The sequence below is a fragment of the Ichthyobacterium seriolicida genome (assembly GCF_002369955.1).
In the GTDB taxonomy this organism is placed as follows: domain Bacteria; phylum Bacteroidota; class Bacteroidia; order Flavobacteriales; family Ichthyobacteriaceae; genus Ichthyobacterium; species Ichthyobacterium seriolicida.
Genome location: NZ_AP014564.1, coordinates 1156803 through 1174168, shown reverse-complemented (window position 1 = coordinate 1174168; position 17366 = coordinate 1156803). Strand labels below are relative to the sequence as shown.

Here is a 17366-nt window from a genome sequence, read left to right as displayed (position 1 = left end):
TCTCTATTTTAAATTTCGATTAAAATTTAATAAAATGGACATTTATCAAACCATTAAGACCCTCAATCCCTAATCCTAATGTCTATTTTTAAATTAATTTCGCCGCTGAATAACATTTTTTTTAATGAAGAGATATTTACCACACCTAATAGTCATATCTATATTTTATGTCATTAGTCTAGGATATTTTTCCCCAGATATTTTACAAGATAGACAAATCTCTCCACCTGATATGCTAGCTTGGGAAGGAATGGCAAAGGAATACAACGATTTTCACAAGAAAACAGGAAAACAGACTGGATGGAGCAACAGCATGTTTGGAGGAATGCCTACTTATCAATTTGGAGGAGTCTCGAATTACGATCTGATATCTTATATGGGAATAAAATTCGTAATGAAAAACAGTATTATTCCATATCCTGCAAGCATAATATTTATGTATTTTCTGTGTTTTTACATATTGTTATTATGTCTCAATTTTAATTATAAAACAGCACTTTTAGGAGCTTTATCTTATGGGTTATCCTCTTATTTATTAATCATTATAGATGCAGGACATATTTCAAAAGCACTCGCTATAGCCTATATCCCTCTAGTGGTAGCTGGAACCTGTTGTGTGTTTGACAAAAAGTATATAAAAGGTTTTTTACTCTTATCCATAGGTGGAGGATTACAAATAAATTCAAATCATTATCAGATGACTTACTATATGATAATGAGTCTATCAATTCTAGTACTTACAAGTTTCATAAATAGCTATAAGAATAGGGAATTAAAATGTTTTGCCAAGTCTAGTTTAACGATATTCCTTGCGGGAATAATAGCTATAGGAATTAACATACAACAGCTGTGGACTACTTATTCTTATAGTAAACAAACCATACGAGGAACATCAGAGTTGACTTTAAAAGACTCTAAAAATTCCAAAGTTAAAAGCGGCTTAGATAAAGATTATATAACCGATTGGAGTTATGGAAAAATGGAAACCTTTAATCTTCTAATCCCTAACCTGATGGGAGGATCTTCAATATCTGCACTGCCAGAAAAAGGCGCTGTCTATCAAAAATTAAAAAGACATATTCCAGAAGAAGGATTAACAGAAATCATAAATAATTCGCCCGCCTACTGGGGGCCGCAACCTGGAACCTCAGGACCTGCATATTTAGGCGTCGTAGTATTGTTTTTATTTATACTATCTCTCTTTCTTTACAAAGGCAAATTGAAAAATTGGCTCATAGCCAGCATATTACTGAGCTTATTTCTATCCTGGGGGAAAAATATGATGTGGTTGACAAATCTCTTTATAGATTATTTTCCATTTTACAACAAATTTAGAGCTGTATCTTCCATACAAATTATAATAGAATTTGCAGTTCCATTTATGGCCATGCTGGGCCTTAGAGAATTTCTATCCAAAAAAACTAAACTAGAAAACAAAAAAAGAGCCCTTAGCTTATCAACGTTTGTACTGCTCATTATACCACTATTTTTCTATCTCTTCGGATCTGACATCTTTCCCTTTGAAAAAGCGGGAGATACTAGATATGGCTTTCCATTAGAAGCCCTACGAGAAGATAGATTAACTATGCTCAAAGATGATTCTATGAGAGCCTGTCTGTTTGCTGTAACTATTTTTATAGTGTTATATATTTTCCTGAAAAATAAACTCAAAGAAAATTACTTAATAGCAATCTTAACTGTATTAGTCCTATTAGACCTAGTATCTGTCAACAAAAGATATTTGAATAGTGAAGATTTTATTGATAAAAAAGATGCACTAAATACTTTTATCCCTAACAGAGCTAATTTGGAGATTTTAAAAGACAAAGGTGTATACCGGGTTTTTAATACTTCTAACACTATGAATGAGTCTAGAACTTCTTATTTTCACCATTCCATAGGAGGTTATCACGCCGCTAAATTAATGAGATATCAACAGCTGTGGGACCATCATATTTCTAAAAAAAACACTGAAGTCATAAATATGCTAAATGCAAAATATTTTATTCTACACCAACGAAGTAATGGAAAACCATATGTACTTAAAAACAGACAAGCCAATGGAAACGTGTGGTTTGTAGACAAATACAAAATAGTCGATAATCCAGATGAAGAAATTAATTCTTTATCTAGCATAAAGACTAAAGAAGAAGCCGTGATAGACAAGAGATTCGCTCCACTATTAAGAGATATTAAATCTCAAAAAGATTCCACAGAGACAATCTCCCTGATAGATTATCAGCCAAATAATTTAGTTTATGAATATTCCTCTAAAGACGACCGACTGGCTATATTCTCTGAAATATTCTACCAAGACGGCTGGAATGCCTATATAAACAATGTTAAAACACCACATTTTAGAGCGAATTTCGTCCTTAGAGCTATGATGCTTCCAAAAGGCAATAACAGAATAGAATTTAAATTCGAACCCAAACAGATATATATAGGAACTGGGATAAGCCTTTTATCTTATTCTATAATATTTATAATAATAGGATTCTTAGTGTATAGAAGCATCTCCAATAGAAAAAATAAAATATTAATTAGCAATCAGTCCACTTGAGATTTTTATTACAGAGGAGGAATCTCCTATCTTTCTGACTGCATTTTTATCTTTACACATATTATAAAGTTCGCATATGCTTCTGTTATTTACAGGATGTATACAATTTGGAGCTATATCGATGAGAGGAACCAAGACAAACATCCTCTCACACATCAAAGGATGTGGTATCTGTAAATTTAGTGAATCTATTACTAAACCTTCTGACAGTAGTATATCTATGTCTATTGTTCTAGAATTATATCCTTTTGATCTCTTATCTCTTATTCTTCCAAGTTGTTTTTCTATGTCTAAGATATATGAGAGCACCTTATCGGCCTCGAAATCGGTATTTAATTCTACGGCTATATTTAAAAAGTTATTTTCTGATTCAAAGCCCCAAGCTTGTGTAGAATACAGATGAGAACACTTAGATATTAAACCTATATGTTGTTCTATGCGTCTCAATGCTTTTTTTATTAAACATAGGCTATCGCCCATGTTACTTCCTAAGGTTAGATAATACTTTCGCATCAAATTAAAAATGCAAATTTAATTTTTAAATAAAACTCATTACACAGCTATTTTTCTAGTCTTTTAAACTATTTCTAAACCGTGACTTATCCCTAATCACTTTTAAAAAAAACTCTATTAATATTAAATAATTGCTACTACATTAGCGCTCAGATTTAGTCTTTCCCTTTTAAAAAAAGGCAAAGGGGAAGATTGAATTGTTTTTTTGTCGTTAATGGTTTTTAATGCTTTGGTGTTGGGGCTGTTGACGTTTAATTTTAACTTTATTTTTTTTCAAATGAAACATTTATTGAAAAACCTTTTATCACTGTTAATCATTGTTTTGACTGTTTTCTCATGTTCTAAATCTGGAGAATCAGATATTCCTGGAATTAAACTCTTTGTATTTAGAAAGGATGAAAATGGAACTGGACCTGACAAGAAAAAACCTACTGCTGCTACTGATGCTTATAAAGCCCTTTTTAAGGATGGCGGTAGCGTTGATTTTGCTGCGTTAGGTGAGCAACTTGAAGCAAAAATTGAAGGAGATACCATCAAAGTGGTAGTGCCTTTTAAAGATGATTTAAATATTCCTGCTGCAAAACTAACAGCTGAAATTACCTTTAATGAGAAACCTATTGAAAATACATATGTAGGAGAGACTAAATATACAGATAAAGGTAATATCTGTGATCATGATTTTACTGTTAAATTGGTTCACGCTGATTTAAAAGCTGGTGTTAGTCAAGATTTTAAAATCTCTATAAAAAAAGAAGGCAAAGTTCTTTCTGAGAAAACATACAAGCTAGTATTTATTCATGGTACTGAATCTTAAATTCTTTCAGCTTTAGCTGTTGAAGATTAAGTGTAAAAAAGGGGCTTTTGGCTCCTTTTTTGTTTTTAGGATCTCATGATTTTTTTTTAACTCTCCTAATTTAAATACGGTTCAAGACAACTTAAGGGGATTTTTTTGTTTTTATTCATAGTCGAACTCTTTTGTAAAAAATAGTTAAAAATTGATTCAGGATTATTCCCAAATTTCAGTATCGATTTTCAATCAAGTTAGCCGTGTAAATAATTTTCCTGATTTCTACGGGAAATTCATAAAATGCAGATAATTCCTCCAAATTATCTCGCCAGCTTTCGACAGCGTATGAATACTTAGATTCCCATGTCTTTGTAAAGTCATTTAGGACTGGCCTCAGATGATTGTTTCGTAGGGGAATTGTATATTGATTTCGTGTCATTAGAAAACGTCTTTTTATCCTTACATACTAACCTGAGTTAGATTAATAATTTGTTTAATTAAAGCAGCTGAAAGTCTTGAATTGACTGGGATTAAAGAGACTCGTATTTGTGATAAATCGAGTGTTTTTTGCACGTAAATTGTTAAATTTCTATTAAATCGTCTCATAAACACGCAAAAGAGACAAAAACTAAAGGGGGGATTTCCTTAAATCCTAATAAAATCAAAGGATTCAAGCGTTTTTATTAACCAAACTCAGGTTTATTAGCTTTAAATCTTTTCCCTCTCATATTTTCAACTGTATTTTTTCGTATAACACACTTATAAAAGACACTGTCCCGAAAAGTGTGTAAACAAGGATTCTGGTTGTTATTTTTCTATCGAAAATCCACCGCCTAAGTATTTCTTTTTCTAAATGGTTTCTTTAGGAAAATGTGGAATTTATAGGTATTAAAATAGGAGTGCAGAATCACCCCTATTTGCAATAATTACAGCTGTTTTAGCTACCTTTTGAATAAACGGCTCTGCTTAGGAATTTAAATCGTTTTAGCTCTCTTTAAGTAGGGCTTCTCTGCCAAAATAAAGATTAAAAAGACACTGTCCCAAAAAGTGTCTTATAATACTTTCATTTTCCTCGATTCTCATTTAGTAGACTCTATAGTCTCTTTTGTCTTAGTAATAATGAGATTATCTTTCCTTTGAAAGATCTACCTTAAGATTAGAGGCAGAAGTTTTATATTGTGCTTTGCCGTAAAAGATTTACGCGTTCCTATTTTGTCCTCTGAAGAGTTTATACTTAAAAATAAGAACAATAAGTATAATCCTAATATACTAGTTTTTTGAAATTTTTGCTTAAATATATAGACAGCAACCATTAACATCGCTATAACACCAAAAGGCAATTTACGAACGGGGGAAACTTTAAAGGCATTTCTTTTATAAATCCTTTTAAATTATCTCTTGAACTATATATTCTTATAAGTATTCTAAATTATTTTTAGATCAACCTCTATCTCAATATCCACTTCATTCCATAATTTACTTATGCCGTCTGTACCTTTATGTAAATCAACACATTCCGCATTTAAAGATTTTATAGAAGAAGAGGCATTCCATTTTAAAAGATCCATCTTGGCTGAAATAACTAATACACCATCTTCCCTCTTAGTGTAAGAGGCTGATATATCCTTTTCTGTATCGTTGAGAGTTATAGAAAATACTATATTATTCTCGGCTATCTCTTTTACATACCCTTGTATATTAGATGTCCCTACCATAGAACTAAAGAAATGCTTCATTATTTTCAAGTCTCTACCTTTATCATGAGTATTTATAGAACTTATAGGTATCCTGAATGTCATATTTTTAATGCTTTGTCCTAGGTCATGAGATTTTTCAGCTCCTGATATGTAGACCTCTTCAAATAAGCCAGACACTGGAACTTTATCAGTAGTTTTATAGGCTGTCCACTTCAACTTTATATTTTTAGAAGAAAAGAAATATTCATCTTTATCTGAAAAACACGATACTAAAAGACTTATGATAAATATTTGTATAATTTTTAAGGAGAGCTTTTTCATAGATTTAATAAATTATTTTTTTTTTAAAAAAAAAAGCAGTGACCAAAGCTATTTTTTTAGATTCAAGATAACTTAAGGGGATTTTTTGTCAGCCATTTTAAGAGGCGAAAGTACAAATTTTCTTTTCATCACAATAATTAAATCTCCATTCACACTCTTTTAGGTGATAATAAAACTTGTGTTTATGAAATCCTATAAACCTAGATAATCGGACTTTACATAGTCCCCAAAAATTTTCAATTCCATTAATATGATTTACTGCTTTAGCAGATTCGTTTTCACTATGTTTTACTCTATAATGCCTTTTATAACCGTAATTTACCAAGCCGTCATAAGACTTAAATCCGTCGGTGTAAATTGTACTTTCTTTACTTGCTCTACTCTCTACAATAGGCATTTTATTACTGATGATGATCAGTTTTTTTTTACAATTTGTGTATAAACTCTCCCTCCCCCTCTTTAACATGCCAAATACAGGAACTTTTCCTCCTGATCCTAGCGTCCTCTTTTTCCCCTAACTCGTTTAGATCCAAAATAACTCTCATCTAATTCTATTTCCCCTTGATTAAGGGAACTTTCTTCTTGGCTTTTTTGAGCAATTAACAAACGTAATTTGTCAAAAAATTTGTTGATAGTATAATGACTTACATTAGTTAATTTACTAACCTGAATTCAAATTAACCTGAGTTCGATTAATAAATCACTCGAACCATTTGATCTTATTAGGATTCAAATTACAAATAGTAATATTTTCTCTTAATATTTAAAATAAAACTACTAACTTAGCTTATTTATTAACCGAAGCTAAACAGCTCAAAGATTATCATTGTTTTATCTCTAAAACAAACTTTTAGTTTATTATTTTAAATATTATGAAATCAAAAATTTTACTGTTTTATTTATTTGTTTTTCAAATTATATTCTTTAATTCTTGTGTAAAAGGAATAGAAAATAGTTCAGACATTGATTCTTTACTTTCTTTCGGTTTAAACTTTGATCCTGCTAAGAATAGGGGGTTGAATAAGGAAGATATAAGCATTAATATTGATCCTGCAGATTCTACTAAGATATCTGTTGTTTTACCTTACAAAAAAAGAGAATTAATAACCAAGTTAGTTCCTACAATAAAGTTTGTAGGTAAAAAAATAGAACCTGATCCTATTACAATTAAAGATTTTTCCAAACCTGTAGCTTTTATAGTTACTCCCGAAAAAGGAGAAGCAAAGACATATACAGTAACGGTATCTGTATCAGAACCAAGATCTCAAAATAAAATATTATCATTTAGCATTAAAAAACCAGATGGTGTGAAAGCAAAAATATTGACAAATCTAAATGAAGATAATTCAAGTATATCTATATCACTAACAGATTTATCTTACTATGATTTAGAAAAAGCAAAAAACATAGTGTCGTCAATAGAAATTTCAGAATTTGCTTCTATATCCGATAATTCTAAAATTATAGACCTTTCAACGATTCCTACAGAAGCTCTGAAATACACAGTAACAGCAGAAAACGGAGAAACTAAAGAGTACACTGTGAATATTACCCATGAGTTAAAGAAATTTATCTCTAAGTGGAAAACTACTTCATCCAGCAAACAAATACAATTGCCTATATACAGTGGAGGAAACTATGACTTTACAGTAGACTGGGGAGATGGTACAGAAAAACAAAAAGTTAGTTCTCATGATATAACTAATGCTTCACACACGTATAAAGCAGCGGGAGATTATATTGTGACTATTACAGGTAAGATTGATGGTTTTAATTTTTCTATGGCTCACTCTGATAGCACAAAAATAATAGCTATAACATCCTGGGGGGATTTAAAATTTGGCAGTAATCAAGGAAGATATTTTAAATATTGTTCTGAATTGAAGTCTTTACCTTCAGAGGCTCCAAATTTAGAGGGAATTACTGAGATGGGGCAGATGTTTGAAGGCGCTACATCTTTCAACAGCAATATAAGTTCTTGGGACGTATCTAAGATTACTAATATGGAGGGAATGTTTGATGGTGCTAAAGCTTTTAATAGCAATATAAGCAACTGGGATGTATCTAATGTTACTAATATGGGAGGAATGTTTTCATATACTGATAATTTCAATCAAGATATAAGCGGTTGGAATGTATCTAATGTTACTGAATTTTCAGGTATGTTCAACAGTGCTAAAGCTTTTAATCAAGATTTAAGTTCTTGGAAAGTGCAAAAGACTACAGACATAACAGATATCTTTAACGATTCAGGAATGGATGGAGATAATACTAAGTATCCTATTCCTGCTAACTAATTAACCTGAGTTCGATTAATAATGGAATTAAAGTACTTGAAAACCTTGAATTAACTGACATTAAAGAGATTCGTGTTTGTGACAGATATAATGTTTTAGTGCAAGAATTGTTAAATTTCGCCTAAATCTGCCTCATAAGCATAAAAGAGCCCAAAAACTAAAGGGGTATTTCCTTAAATTCAAATTACAAAGAGTAATATTTTCTTTTAATTTTTAAAATAAAACTACTAACTTAGCTTATTTATTAACCGAAGCTAAACAGCTCAAAAATTATCATTGTTTTATCTCTAAAACAAACTTTTAGTTTATTACTTTATATTATGAGATCAAAAATTTTACTGTTTTATTTGTTTGTTTTTCAAATTATACTATTTCCTTCTTGTAAAAAAGAAGAAAAAGTAGAAAATACTTCATCTGGAGTAGAAAATAGTTCAGATATCGGTTCTTTACTTTCTTTCAGTTTGGACTTTGAGGCTACCAAGAATACTGGTCTGGGTAAAGATATAAAAGGAATTATCAATTCTGAAGATTCTACTAAGATATCTATTGTTTTACCTCATAAAGAAGGAGGATTAATAACCAAGTTAGTTCCTACAGTAAAATTTGTAGGTGAAAAAATAGAACCTGACCCTAGTACAATTACAGATTTTACAAACCCCGTAAGTTATGTAGTTACCCCTAAAAAAGGAGAAGCTAAAACATATACAGTAACTGTTTCTGTGTCAGAACCAAGCTCTGAGAATAAAATATTATCATTTAGTATTACAAAACCTAATGATGTGAAAGCACAAATATCGACAACTATAGATGAAGGTAGTTCAAGTATATCTATATCGCTAACAGAGTTATCTTACTATGATTTAGCAAAAATAACAAAAATAGTGCCGTCAATAAGAATTTCAGAATATGCTTCTATATCTGAATCCGATAAGTCTAAAAGTATAGACCTTTCAACGATTCCTTCAGAAGCTGTGAAATACACAGTAACAGCAGAAAACAGACAAACTAAAGAGTACACTGTGAATATTACCCATGAGTTAAAGAAATTTGTTTCCAAATGGAAAACAATACAATCTAATAAAGAAATAGAATTACCTATATATGATGGAGGGGACTATGACTTTACTGTAGATTGGGGAGACGGTCAGATACAAAAAGTTGATTCTCATAGTTCAAATAATAAAAAACACACGTATACAAGTCCTAGTGATTATACTGTAACTATTACGGGTAAGATTGAAGGGTTTAACTTCAAAAAAGTTGCAATAAGTAAAGATGAGATAATAAGTATAACGTCTTGGGGAGATTTGAAGTTTGGTAATAAGGGAGGGTATTTTAAAGGGTGTAAAAAACTAGAATACTTACCTCTAGAAGCGCCCAATTTAGAAGGTATTACTAATACAGCTTTTATGTTCTATGGAGCTGAATCTTTCAATAGCGATATAAGTTCTTGGGATGTTTCTAAGGTTACTAATATGAGAGCAATGTTTCACACTGCTTCAGCTTTTAATCAAGATTTAAATAAATGGGATACGGGGGAGGTTACTGATATGAAAGGTATATTTTATGATGCTTCAGTCTTTAATGGAGACATAAGTAATTGGAATACATCTAGTGTTACTGATATGAGTAGTATGTTTGAAGCAGCAATACTTTTTAATCAAGATTTAAATAATTGGGATGTTTCTAAGGTTACTAATATGAATCGTATGTTTTCTCGAGCTACAGTTTTCAATGGCGATATAGGTAAATGGGATGTTTCTAAGGTTACAGATATGTTTGGTATGTTTTATACAGCTAAATCTTTCAATAAAGAGATAGAAAATTGGGATATTACTAGTGTTACTGATATTGATTATTTTCTTGCCATAGCTAGCTCTTTTAGTAAGAGCTTAAAAAAATGGAGAGTACCAGCAAAAACAAATATATCAAATATGCTTTGGGGGACAAATATTTGTACTGAAATTTCCGTTAAAGGTTCTACTAATTGTAATTGTACTGAAATTAATTACGATTTCAGAAGGGAAAAACTTCCTACTAAAAGATCTTAAATGTTTAAATAAAAAAAGGAGTTAGTGATATTCTGAATAGTATAATTATTGTGTTATTATTTTACAACCGCTTAAGACAGAAAGCTTAAGCGGTTTTTTGGTTTTACTACTGTCTCGAATAAATTAAAAGGATTCAAGCACTTTTATTAATCGAACTCAGGTTAGTAGTAATTTTTGATTAAAATATTCTTAAATGATAAAGAAAATTTAAAAAAAAAACATTGCAACGAGGTAGATTAATAAAAAATCTAATGCCTTGTAGAAATGAAAATATGTTATTTCTCTAAGAAATTCAGGCATTGTTTTAATACTTCCTCCATCTTTTTTGGAAGGCTCAAATCAATATGAGGGTGCTTTGCTCCAAAAGTATGACCAGTATTTGGTATAACTTTCATTTCAATATTTGGGTTTTGTTTTTCCAATTCATAAGCATCTCGTATATCTACCACAAGATCTTTAGAACCGTGTATTAACAAAAAAGGAATATTTAACTTCTCGCTCGCAGATAAAATGTCTAATCTATCTCTGTTGTCTAAAAAATTTTCATAGAATTGATAATAAAGAGGCATATTTTGTTTGGTTCTAGAATTTTCTACGTATAAAACCTTATCTTTTTGCCATTTCTCAATATTTCCAAATCTTCTAGAAAAATCTGATACAGAAGCCAATGTAACTAATTTAGTTATTCTCTTTTCTTCACTCGCCTTTAGGATAGATATCCCTCCTCCCCTACTGTGGCCCATAAGTGTGATATTTTCCAAATCCATATAAATTTGATACTCCGAATTATGGATATGATCTATTACACTTTGTAAGTCGTCTAGTTCTTTTACAAAATTATTTTTTCCAAAAGCATCTAAATCTGTAAACTCTCCGTCTGTAACGCCATTGTGAGAGAAATTTAACTTTATAAATACAAAATTATTATCTGCAAAATAATCTGACATCAGATTGAAGGGCCCCCAATCTTTAAAGCCTTTGAATCCATGAGAAAATATGATAACAGGATTTTTTTTGTCTCTCTCTTTAAAATTTATATCAAAAGATATTGTTTTGAAGTGTTTGCCCTGTATTGTTATCTCTCTTTTCATATTGTCATTGAAAATATTCTAGTCGAAGGCTTGTCTTTGAGTAATCTCAGATCGAAGGCCATACATATGTTTCTGATAAATGGACGTCCTTTTTTGGTTATCTCAATACCTTCTTGTTTGAAGCTAAGTAGCCCATCGGTTTTCATCTCTTCTAAAAGACTCAACACATGAGGCAATTCAGCAAATTTCATATTATCATCTCTCCATGAAGTCTCTAATAAGCACATCAGATTGAGTATGTGTTTTCTTATAATTAAATCAGTATCATTTAACTCATGACCTCTCATAACAGGCAATATGCCTCTGTCTATTTTTGAATAATACAGACTTAATTTTTTTTCATTCTGACTAAAACAATACCAACTATCACTTATGGAAGAGACCCCTAATCCTATCATCACTTTAGTTTTAGAAGAAGAATATCCCATAAAATTTCGATGTGTTTTTTTATTTATAAAGGATTCATATAGGGAATCACTCTTTAGAGAGAAGTGATCCATGCCTATTTCTACATATCCTACATCGGTCAATTTTTGTTTGCTCTTTTCGTATAGTGTTCTTTTTTCTTCGTCTTTTGGTAAATCTTTTTCGTCAAATCCCCTTTGGGCACTGCCTCTTATCCAAGGAACGTGAGCATATCCGTAAAGAGCTATTCTATCTGGCATTAGCTTTTGAGTTTTTTCTATGGTATCGATAATATCTTCTAGGGTTTGATGGGGAAGACCATATATCAAATCGTGAGAAATAGAAGTGTATCCTATCTCTCTAGCCATATTGTGAACTTGAGAAACTTTTTCGAAAGGCTGAATCCTGTTTATAGCTTTCTGGACTACAGGGCTGTAATCTTGCACGCCCAAGCTTATTCGTCTAAAATTCAAATCATAGAGGACCTTCATGTGATCTTCAGAAGTGTTGTTCGGGTGACATTCGAAGCTGAATTCCGATCTCTCTGAGAAAGAACCTTTGAATAAAATCTTTTCTATAAGTCCTTTTAGATTTTGGGGAGAAAAAAACGTGGGAGTGCCTCCGCCTATGTGGAGTTCTTTTACAAAGGGTTTTTCCTCTAGCAATTTTGTATATAGATCCCATTCCTTTAAGAGATATTCTATATAAACGTCTTCTTTGTCGTGTTTTTTAGTTATGATTTTATGACATCCGCAGAAAGAACAAAGACTCTCACAAAAAGGAAGATGTATATATATGCTAATACCTTCCTCAGAATTACTCTCAGCAAATGCCCTTTTTAGAGTTTTGGTCCAATTTTCTACACCTAAATTCTCACCATCCCAATATGGAACAGTTGGATAACTAGTATATCTGGGACCTGGAACATTATATTTTTTTATCAGTTCATCCAAATGGATTGTTTTTTTGAGTTTGCCTGGAATGTTGCAAACTTATGTGTTTTGAGTAATATCAGAGTTTTTATTTTCTACCCAATCGAATGAGAGTAAAAAAACGCATGGTGTTTTTTTATTTACTTTTGTCCTTTGAAAAACCTTTAAAAACAGTAAGGCTATGATGTATGTATTATTGGTAATAGCGATCATATTTCTCTTATTGAAATTTTTTGGCAGATATATTTTTTCATTTTTTCTAAGCAGCATTATTAAAAACATGAAAGATGAAAATCATAGAAATAGAGCCAGTTATTACGATCGTTCCAAAGAAGGCAAGACTACTGTAGACAAAGTTCCTAAAAGGAATAAGACATATGACAATGTAGGGGAATACGTAGATTACGAAGAAGTAGAAAAATAAACTATCATAAATTGATGGATATGAAAAAAATGTGGAATTACATTTCGATTTCGGCCTTGATAATTACAGGCATACAAATTGGTATTATGATAGTTTTTTACTGTTTTTATACCGATCTGTTTTCCACTGTTATACAGTTGCTATTTTCTTATCCCATCTGGATTATATCAGTCGTATATTTCATAGTTAAGTATAGAAAGACGAGCTTAGAATTATCTTTTAAAGATACATTTACACTTGCTTTTGGAATGATATTATTCTCGGTGATTTTAGAAAAAATGCTTCTGTTTATATTCATCAACTTGTTTGACAGCAATCTCATGGAGCTGCAAAAGAGTAATAATGTCAATTTTCTAATGGGCTTCTTAGAAGATATAGATCACTCTCAAGACAAAACAGAATTACAGAATACTATAGATTATATTAAAAAAATAGATATAAAGAGAATTTCAATAGGAGGCATATTAAATGCTACTATATTTTCAACTCCTATATACTGTATTATATCTTTGATATTAGCCTTTTTCCTAAAAAAAAGACAAAAGACATAGTTGCACTGAATCTCATAAATTCACGTCAAAAATTATATATGATATCTTCTCACATAAAAGACTCTTTTTGAGATAAAGTATAAAATACCTAAAAAAAAAAGTGTTGTTAAGAGTTGTATATCTCAATCTTCTAGAGTGTAAATCTTTATTAATAATAGAATGAAAAATCATCTCATATCAGGAGGATGTGGCTTTGTAGGTAGAAATATGGTCAAAAGGCTCTACAGTACAACTACTGATAGAATATTATTTGTAGATAATCTATCTGTGGGAATGGATCCTAATAATTGGATTGAGGAATCTTTAAATAGGGAGATAAAAAACCTCAGAACATATGGACAAGATGAGAGATTGATCTTTATAAAAAGTGATTTTATAGATGTCTTGAGAAATTTAACAAAGAATCCCGAATGGATTTCACATGAATACGGAATAGATATTGTAGAGTTTACAGATGTATTTCATTTTGCAGCCATCGTAGGAGGAAGGGCTACTATAGATGGTGATCCTATGAAAGTGGCATTAGACCTCTCTATAGATGCAGAGTTCTTTTATTGGATTACACGTTATAAGCCAAAGAGAGTATTATATCCGAGTTCCAGCGCAGCCTATCCCATAAGCAAGCAGACCGAGCAAAACTATATTCAGTTAAGAGAGACAGACATAGATTTTTCTAATATGGGACAGCCAGATATGACTTACGGCTGGACTAAATTGACAGGAGAATTTTTAGCTAAGATAGCTGCAGAATATTACGGTGTTAAGATCGTGTGTATCAGACCTTTTTCTGGTTATGGAGAAGACCAAGATTACAGTTATCCAATTCCGTCTTTGGCTAAGAGAGCAGCCTTAAAGGAAAGCCCTTTTGAGGTATGGGGAACAGGCAATCAGGGGCGTGATTTCGTCCATATAGACGATGTTATCGATTGCACTTTGTTGGCTATGGATAAGATTTCCGACGGAAGAGCAATCAATATAGGAACTGGAAAATTGACAACTTTCAGGGAAATTATAACTATTTTCTGTGAAATAGCGGGTTATCAAACTGATATAAAATGTCTTTTAGACAAGCCCGTTGGAGTTTTCTCTAGGTATTGTAGTCTAGATTACGTCAAAAAACATCTCAACTGGGAACCTAAAATATCTCTAGAACAAGGACTTAGAAGGGTTTATCAAGCTGTACACCAAAGGGAATATCACAATGTCTAGCAGTAGTAAAGTTATAGTCTGTTTTGGAGCTGGTCCTATTTTCAAGGGGGGAATGTCTAATTACAACACCTCTTTGGCCAAATCCCTATCTAAGTTTGAACATACCAAAGTTCATATCGTATCGTGGACACATCAATATCCCAGCATTATTCCTAGGAATTTCAAAGACAAAGTCAGTTCCATAAACTTCCTAGAAGGAACTGATATTGACTGTAAGTACATAACTAATTACAACAATCCTTTTTCTTGGAATGAAACAGTCAAATACATATTATCTCTCAATGCTGATAAAGTTATAATTCAATGGTCTATAGCCATACAGGGACTACCAATATCCTTTATAATTAAAAGCATAAAAAACAATTCCAATTGTGAAGTGATAGTAGATCTACATTTTCTAATCCAAAAAGAGAGGAGTACTTTAGATAAAAAGCTGACCCGCATAGGCATAGAAAATGCCGATAGTTATATCGTTCACGATTTTAAAACTTATATGGAATTAGTAGATCTCTTTCCAGACATAACATTCGAATTGTCCAATTCTGGACAGAGGAATATAAAAAGTGATTCGTCTAAAAAAACAGTTATAAAGCTCTTTCATCCCATATACGATTTGTATAAATCAGATCCTATATTCGATGCTGCCGCCTTCAAAAAGAAATATGGATTGAGAGATAATGTATTTTTATTTTTTGGTTTTATCAGAAAATATAAAGGGCTTCACAATGCTATAAAGGCTTTTGATATAGTAGCTAAAAAGAGAGATGACGTATCATTCCTAATATGTGGAGAGATGTTTTGGAACACCTTAAAATACAATAGTCTAAGAACCAAGATTAAGAAAACTATTTTTTCCATTGCAAAGCGAGTATTTTTAAACTCCAAAGATGAAGATCAAGATTACAATCCACTCAAGCTAATAGATGAATTAAACTTGAGAGATAGGATAGTAGTAGTAGATAAATTCATACCTAATGAAGATGTGAATAAATATTTTGCCGTTTCCAATGCGGTTGTATTATTTTATTCTAGGGCCACTCCCTCTGGAATAGAATCCTTGAGCTATAACTTTAATTTACCTATTTTGACAACTAGAACAGGACATTTCCCTGAAACTGTTAAAGATGGACAAAACGGTTATATGGTCGAAGAAAACACTGTGGAGTCTATGGCTCAAACGATGTTTAGATTTTTGGACAATCCAATTCCAATGGAGAATATAAAATCTTTTAAAGAGAATCTGAGTTGGGAGGTTTATTCCAAAGCTATTATAAAATCTTTTAAAGAGAATCTGAGTTGGGAGGTTTATTCCAAAGCTATTTTGAAGAGTTAAGATATTTTAGTTATGAAAAACAGATACGACAAAAGAGGTGTTTCGCATTCTAAGGAAGATGTTCACAACGCTATAAAGAATATAGACAAGGGCTTGTTTCCCAATGCTTTTTGTAAGATAGTTCCAGATTATTTAAGTCTAGATGAGAACTATTGTTTAGTTATGCACGCTGATGGAGCGGGAACAAAATCTTCTTTAGCTTATGTGTATTGGAAAGAGACAGGTGATATGTCTGTCTGGAAGGGAATAGCTCAAGATGCACTTATAATGAATATAGACGATATATTTTGTGTGGGTGCGACTGACAATATTATGCTTTCTTCCACAATAGGCAGAAATAAAAATAATATTCCAGGTGATGTTATATCAGAGATTATAAACGGCACTGAAAAATTGATAACAGAGTTGAGAAAATACGATATAAATATTTATTCTACTGGAGGGGAAACGGCCGATGTGGGTGATTTAGTTCGAAGCATTATAGTAGATTCTACAGTAATCAGTAGGATGAAACGATCAGAGGTCATATGTAATAGTAATATTTCCCATGGTGATGTTATTGTGGGCTTATCTTCTTTTGGATGTGCTTCTTACGAGAAGGAATACAATGGAGGCATGGGAAGCAATGGATTGACTTCAGCCAGACACGATGTATTTTCTAAATATCTATCTGAGAAATATCCAGATAGTTTTGATCATTTATTGCCTGATGAATTAGTTTATTCTGGGAATATAAAACTCACAGATGGTGTAGAGAATACACTTTTAGATGCTGGCAAACTAATGCTATCTCCGACTAGAACGTACGCTCCCATTATAAAGAGGATATTAGATAAATACAGAGATAAAATTCACGGCATGGTACACTGCAGTGGAGGAGGTCAAACTAAAATACTTCATTTCATAGATAAGATGCACGTTATAAAAGACGATCTATTCGAAACTCCACCGCTTTTTAAACTAATACAAGAGCAGTCCAAAACAGATTGGAGAGAGATGTATCAAGTTTTTAATATGGGACATAGGATGGAGATTTACGTAGAACCTCAAATGGCACAAAATATTATAGATATATCAAATGACTTTGGAGTTCAGGCTAAAGTAATAGGCCAATGTCACAGTCATACTACTAAAAAATTAACTGTAAAAAGCTCATACGGAGAGTTTCATTATTCATAGAACAAAAAAACAC

General features: G+C 31.7%; 13 protein-coding genes and 2 pseudogenes. 9 read left to right on the top strand and 6 right to left on the bottom strand.

Annotated elements, in window-relative coordinates; genetic code table 11:
* Positions 1-124 precede the first annotated feature (124 nt).
* The gene (locus tag JBKA6_RS04485; protein WP_096686268.1) at positions 125-2563 is read left to right on the top strand and encodes a YfhO family protein; all 2439 of its coding nucleotides are present in this window, start codon (positions 125-127) and stop codon (positions 2561-2563) included.
* Here JBKA6_RS04485 and folK read toward each other — a convergent pair.
* Positions 2540-3076: a 2-amino-4-hydroxy-6-hydroxymethyldihydropteridine diphosphokinase gene (folK, locus tag JBKA6_RS04480; RefSeq protein WP_096686266.1), complete on the bottom strand. Its 537-nt coding sequence runs from the start codon at positions 3074-3076 to the stop codon at positions 2540-2542. The genes JBKA6_RS04485 and folK overlap by 24 nt on opposite strands.
* Before the next feature lie 277 nt (positions 3077-3353).
* On the opposite strand from folK, the gene JBKA6_RS04475 reads away from it, so the two are divergent.
* Positions 3354-3890: a hypothetical protein gene (locus tag JBKA6_RS04475; protein WP_157776948.1), complete on the top strand. Its 537-nt coding sequence runs from the start codon at positions 3354-3356 to the stop codon at positions 3888-3890.
* A gap of 214 nt (positions 3891-4104) precedes the next feature.
* Here the strand turns inward: JBKA6_RS04475 and JBKA6_RS07545 are convergent.
* The 3 genes and pseudogenes from JBKA6_RS07545 to JBKA6_RS04465 form a co-directional block, all read right to left on the bottom strand.
* Positions 4105-4333: pseudogene (locus JBKA6_RS07545) on the bottom strand (transposase); the annotation flags it as partial.
* A gap of 954 nt (positions 4334-5287) precedes the next feature.
* Positions 5288-5881, bottom strand: a complete 594-nt coding sequence (locus JBKA6_RS04470) for a YceI family protein (RefSeq protein WP_096686262.1) — start codon at positions 5879-5881, stop codon at positions 5288-5290.
* 62 nt (positions 5882-5943) lie between these two features.
* Positions 5944-6550: pseudogene (locus JBKA6_RS04465) on the bottom strand (IS1595 family transposase); the annotation flags it as partial.
* A gap of 203 nt (positions 6551-6753) precedes the next feature.
* Between JBKA6_RS04465 and JBKA6_RS04460 the strand changes: the two are divergent.
* A complete protein-coding gene (locus tag JBKA6_RS04460) occupies positions 6754-8178 on the top strand; it encodes a BspA family leucine-rich repeat surface protein (protein WP_096686260.1) in 1425 nt (474 codons plus the stop codon).
* A gap of 320 nt (positions 8179-8498) precedes the next feature.
* Positions 8499-10229, top strand: a complete 1731-nt coding sequence (locus tag JBKA6_RS04455; RefSeq protein ID WP_096686258.1) for a BspA family leucine-rich repeat surface protein — start codon at positions 8499-8501, stop codon at positions 10227-10229.
* Positions 10230-10504: 275 nt separating this feature from the next.
* On the opposite strand, the gene JBKA6_RS04450 is transcribed toward JBKA6_RS04455, so the two are convergent.
* Together JBKA6_RS04450 and hemN are read right to left on the bottom strand one after the other, a co-directional pair.
* Positions 10505-11320, bottom strand: coding sequence for an alpha/beta hydrolase family protein (locus tag JBKA6_RS04450; RefSeq protein WP_096686256.1), 816 nt, complete (start codon positions 11318-11320; stop codon positions 10505-10507).
* The gene (gene hemN / locus JBKA6_RS04445; RefSeq protein WP_197703099.1) at positions 11317-12678 is read right to left on the bottom strand and encodes an oxygen-independent coproporphyrinogen III oxidase; all 1362 of its coding nucleotides are present in this window, start codon (positions 12676-12678) and stop codon (positions 11317-11319) included. The genes JBKA6_RS04450 and hemN overlap by 4 nt, the downstream gene beginning before the upstream one ends.
* Before the next feature lie 259 nt (positions 12679-12937).
* Here hemN and JBKA6_RS07540 point away from each other — a divergent pair, with 259 nt between their 5' ends.
* From JBKA6_RS07540 to JBKA6_RS04420, 5 genes are all read left to right on the top strand, one after another.
* Positions 12938-13081: a hypothetical protein gene (locus JBKA6_RS07540; protein ID WP_157776946.1), complete on the top strand. Its 144-nt coding sequence runs from the start codon at positions 12938-12940 to the stop codon at positions 13079-13081.
* A gap of 20 nt (positions 13082-13101) precedes the next feature.
* Positions 13102-13632, top strand: coding sequence for a DUF4199 domain-containing protein (locus JBKA6_RS04435; protein WP_157776945.1), 531 nt, complete (start codon positions 13102-13104; stop codon positions 13630-13632).
* A 159-nt stretch (positions 13633-13791) separates the two neighbouring features.
* Positions 13792-14841: an NAD-dependent epimerase/dehydratase family protein gene (locus JBKA6_RS04430; RefSeq protein WP_096686248.1), complete on the top strand. Its 1050-nt coding sequence runs from the start codon at positions 13792-13794 to the stop codon at positions 14839-14841.
* Positions 14834-16174: a glycosyltransferase gene (locus JBKA6_RS04425; RefSeq protein ID WP_096686246.1), complete on the top strand. Its 1341-nt coding sequence runs from the start codon at positions 14834-14836 to the stop codon at positions 16172-16174. The genes JBKA6_RS04430 and JBKA6_RS04425 overlap by 8 nt, the downstream gene beginning before the upstream one ends.
* A 12-nt stretch (positions 16175-16186) precedes the next feature.
* Positions 16187-17353 carry an AIR synthase related protein gene (locus JBKA6_RS04420; RefSeq protein WP_096686244.1) on the top strand — a complete coding sequence of 389 codons (1167 nt, stop codon included), beginning with the start codon at positions 16187-16189 and terminating at the stop codon, positions 17351-17353.
* Positions 17354-17366: the final 13 nt, after the last annotated feature.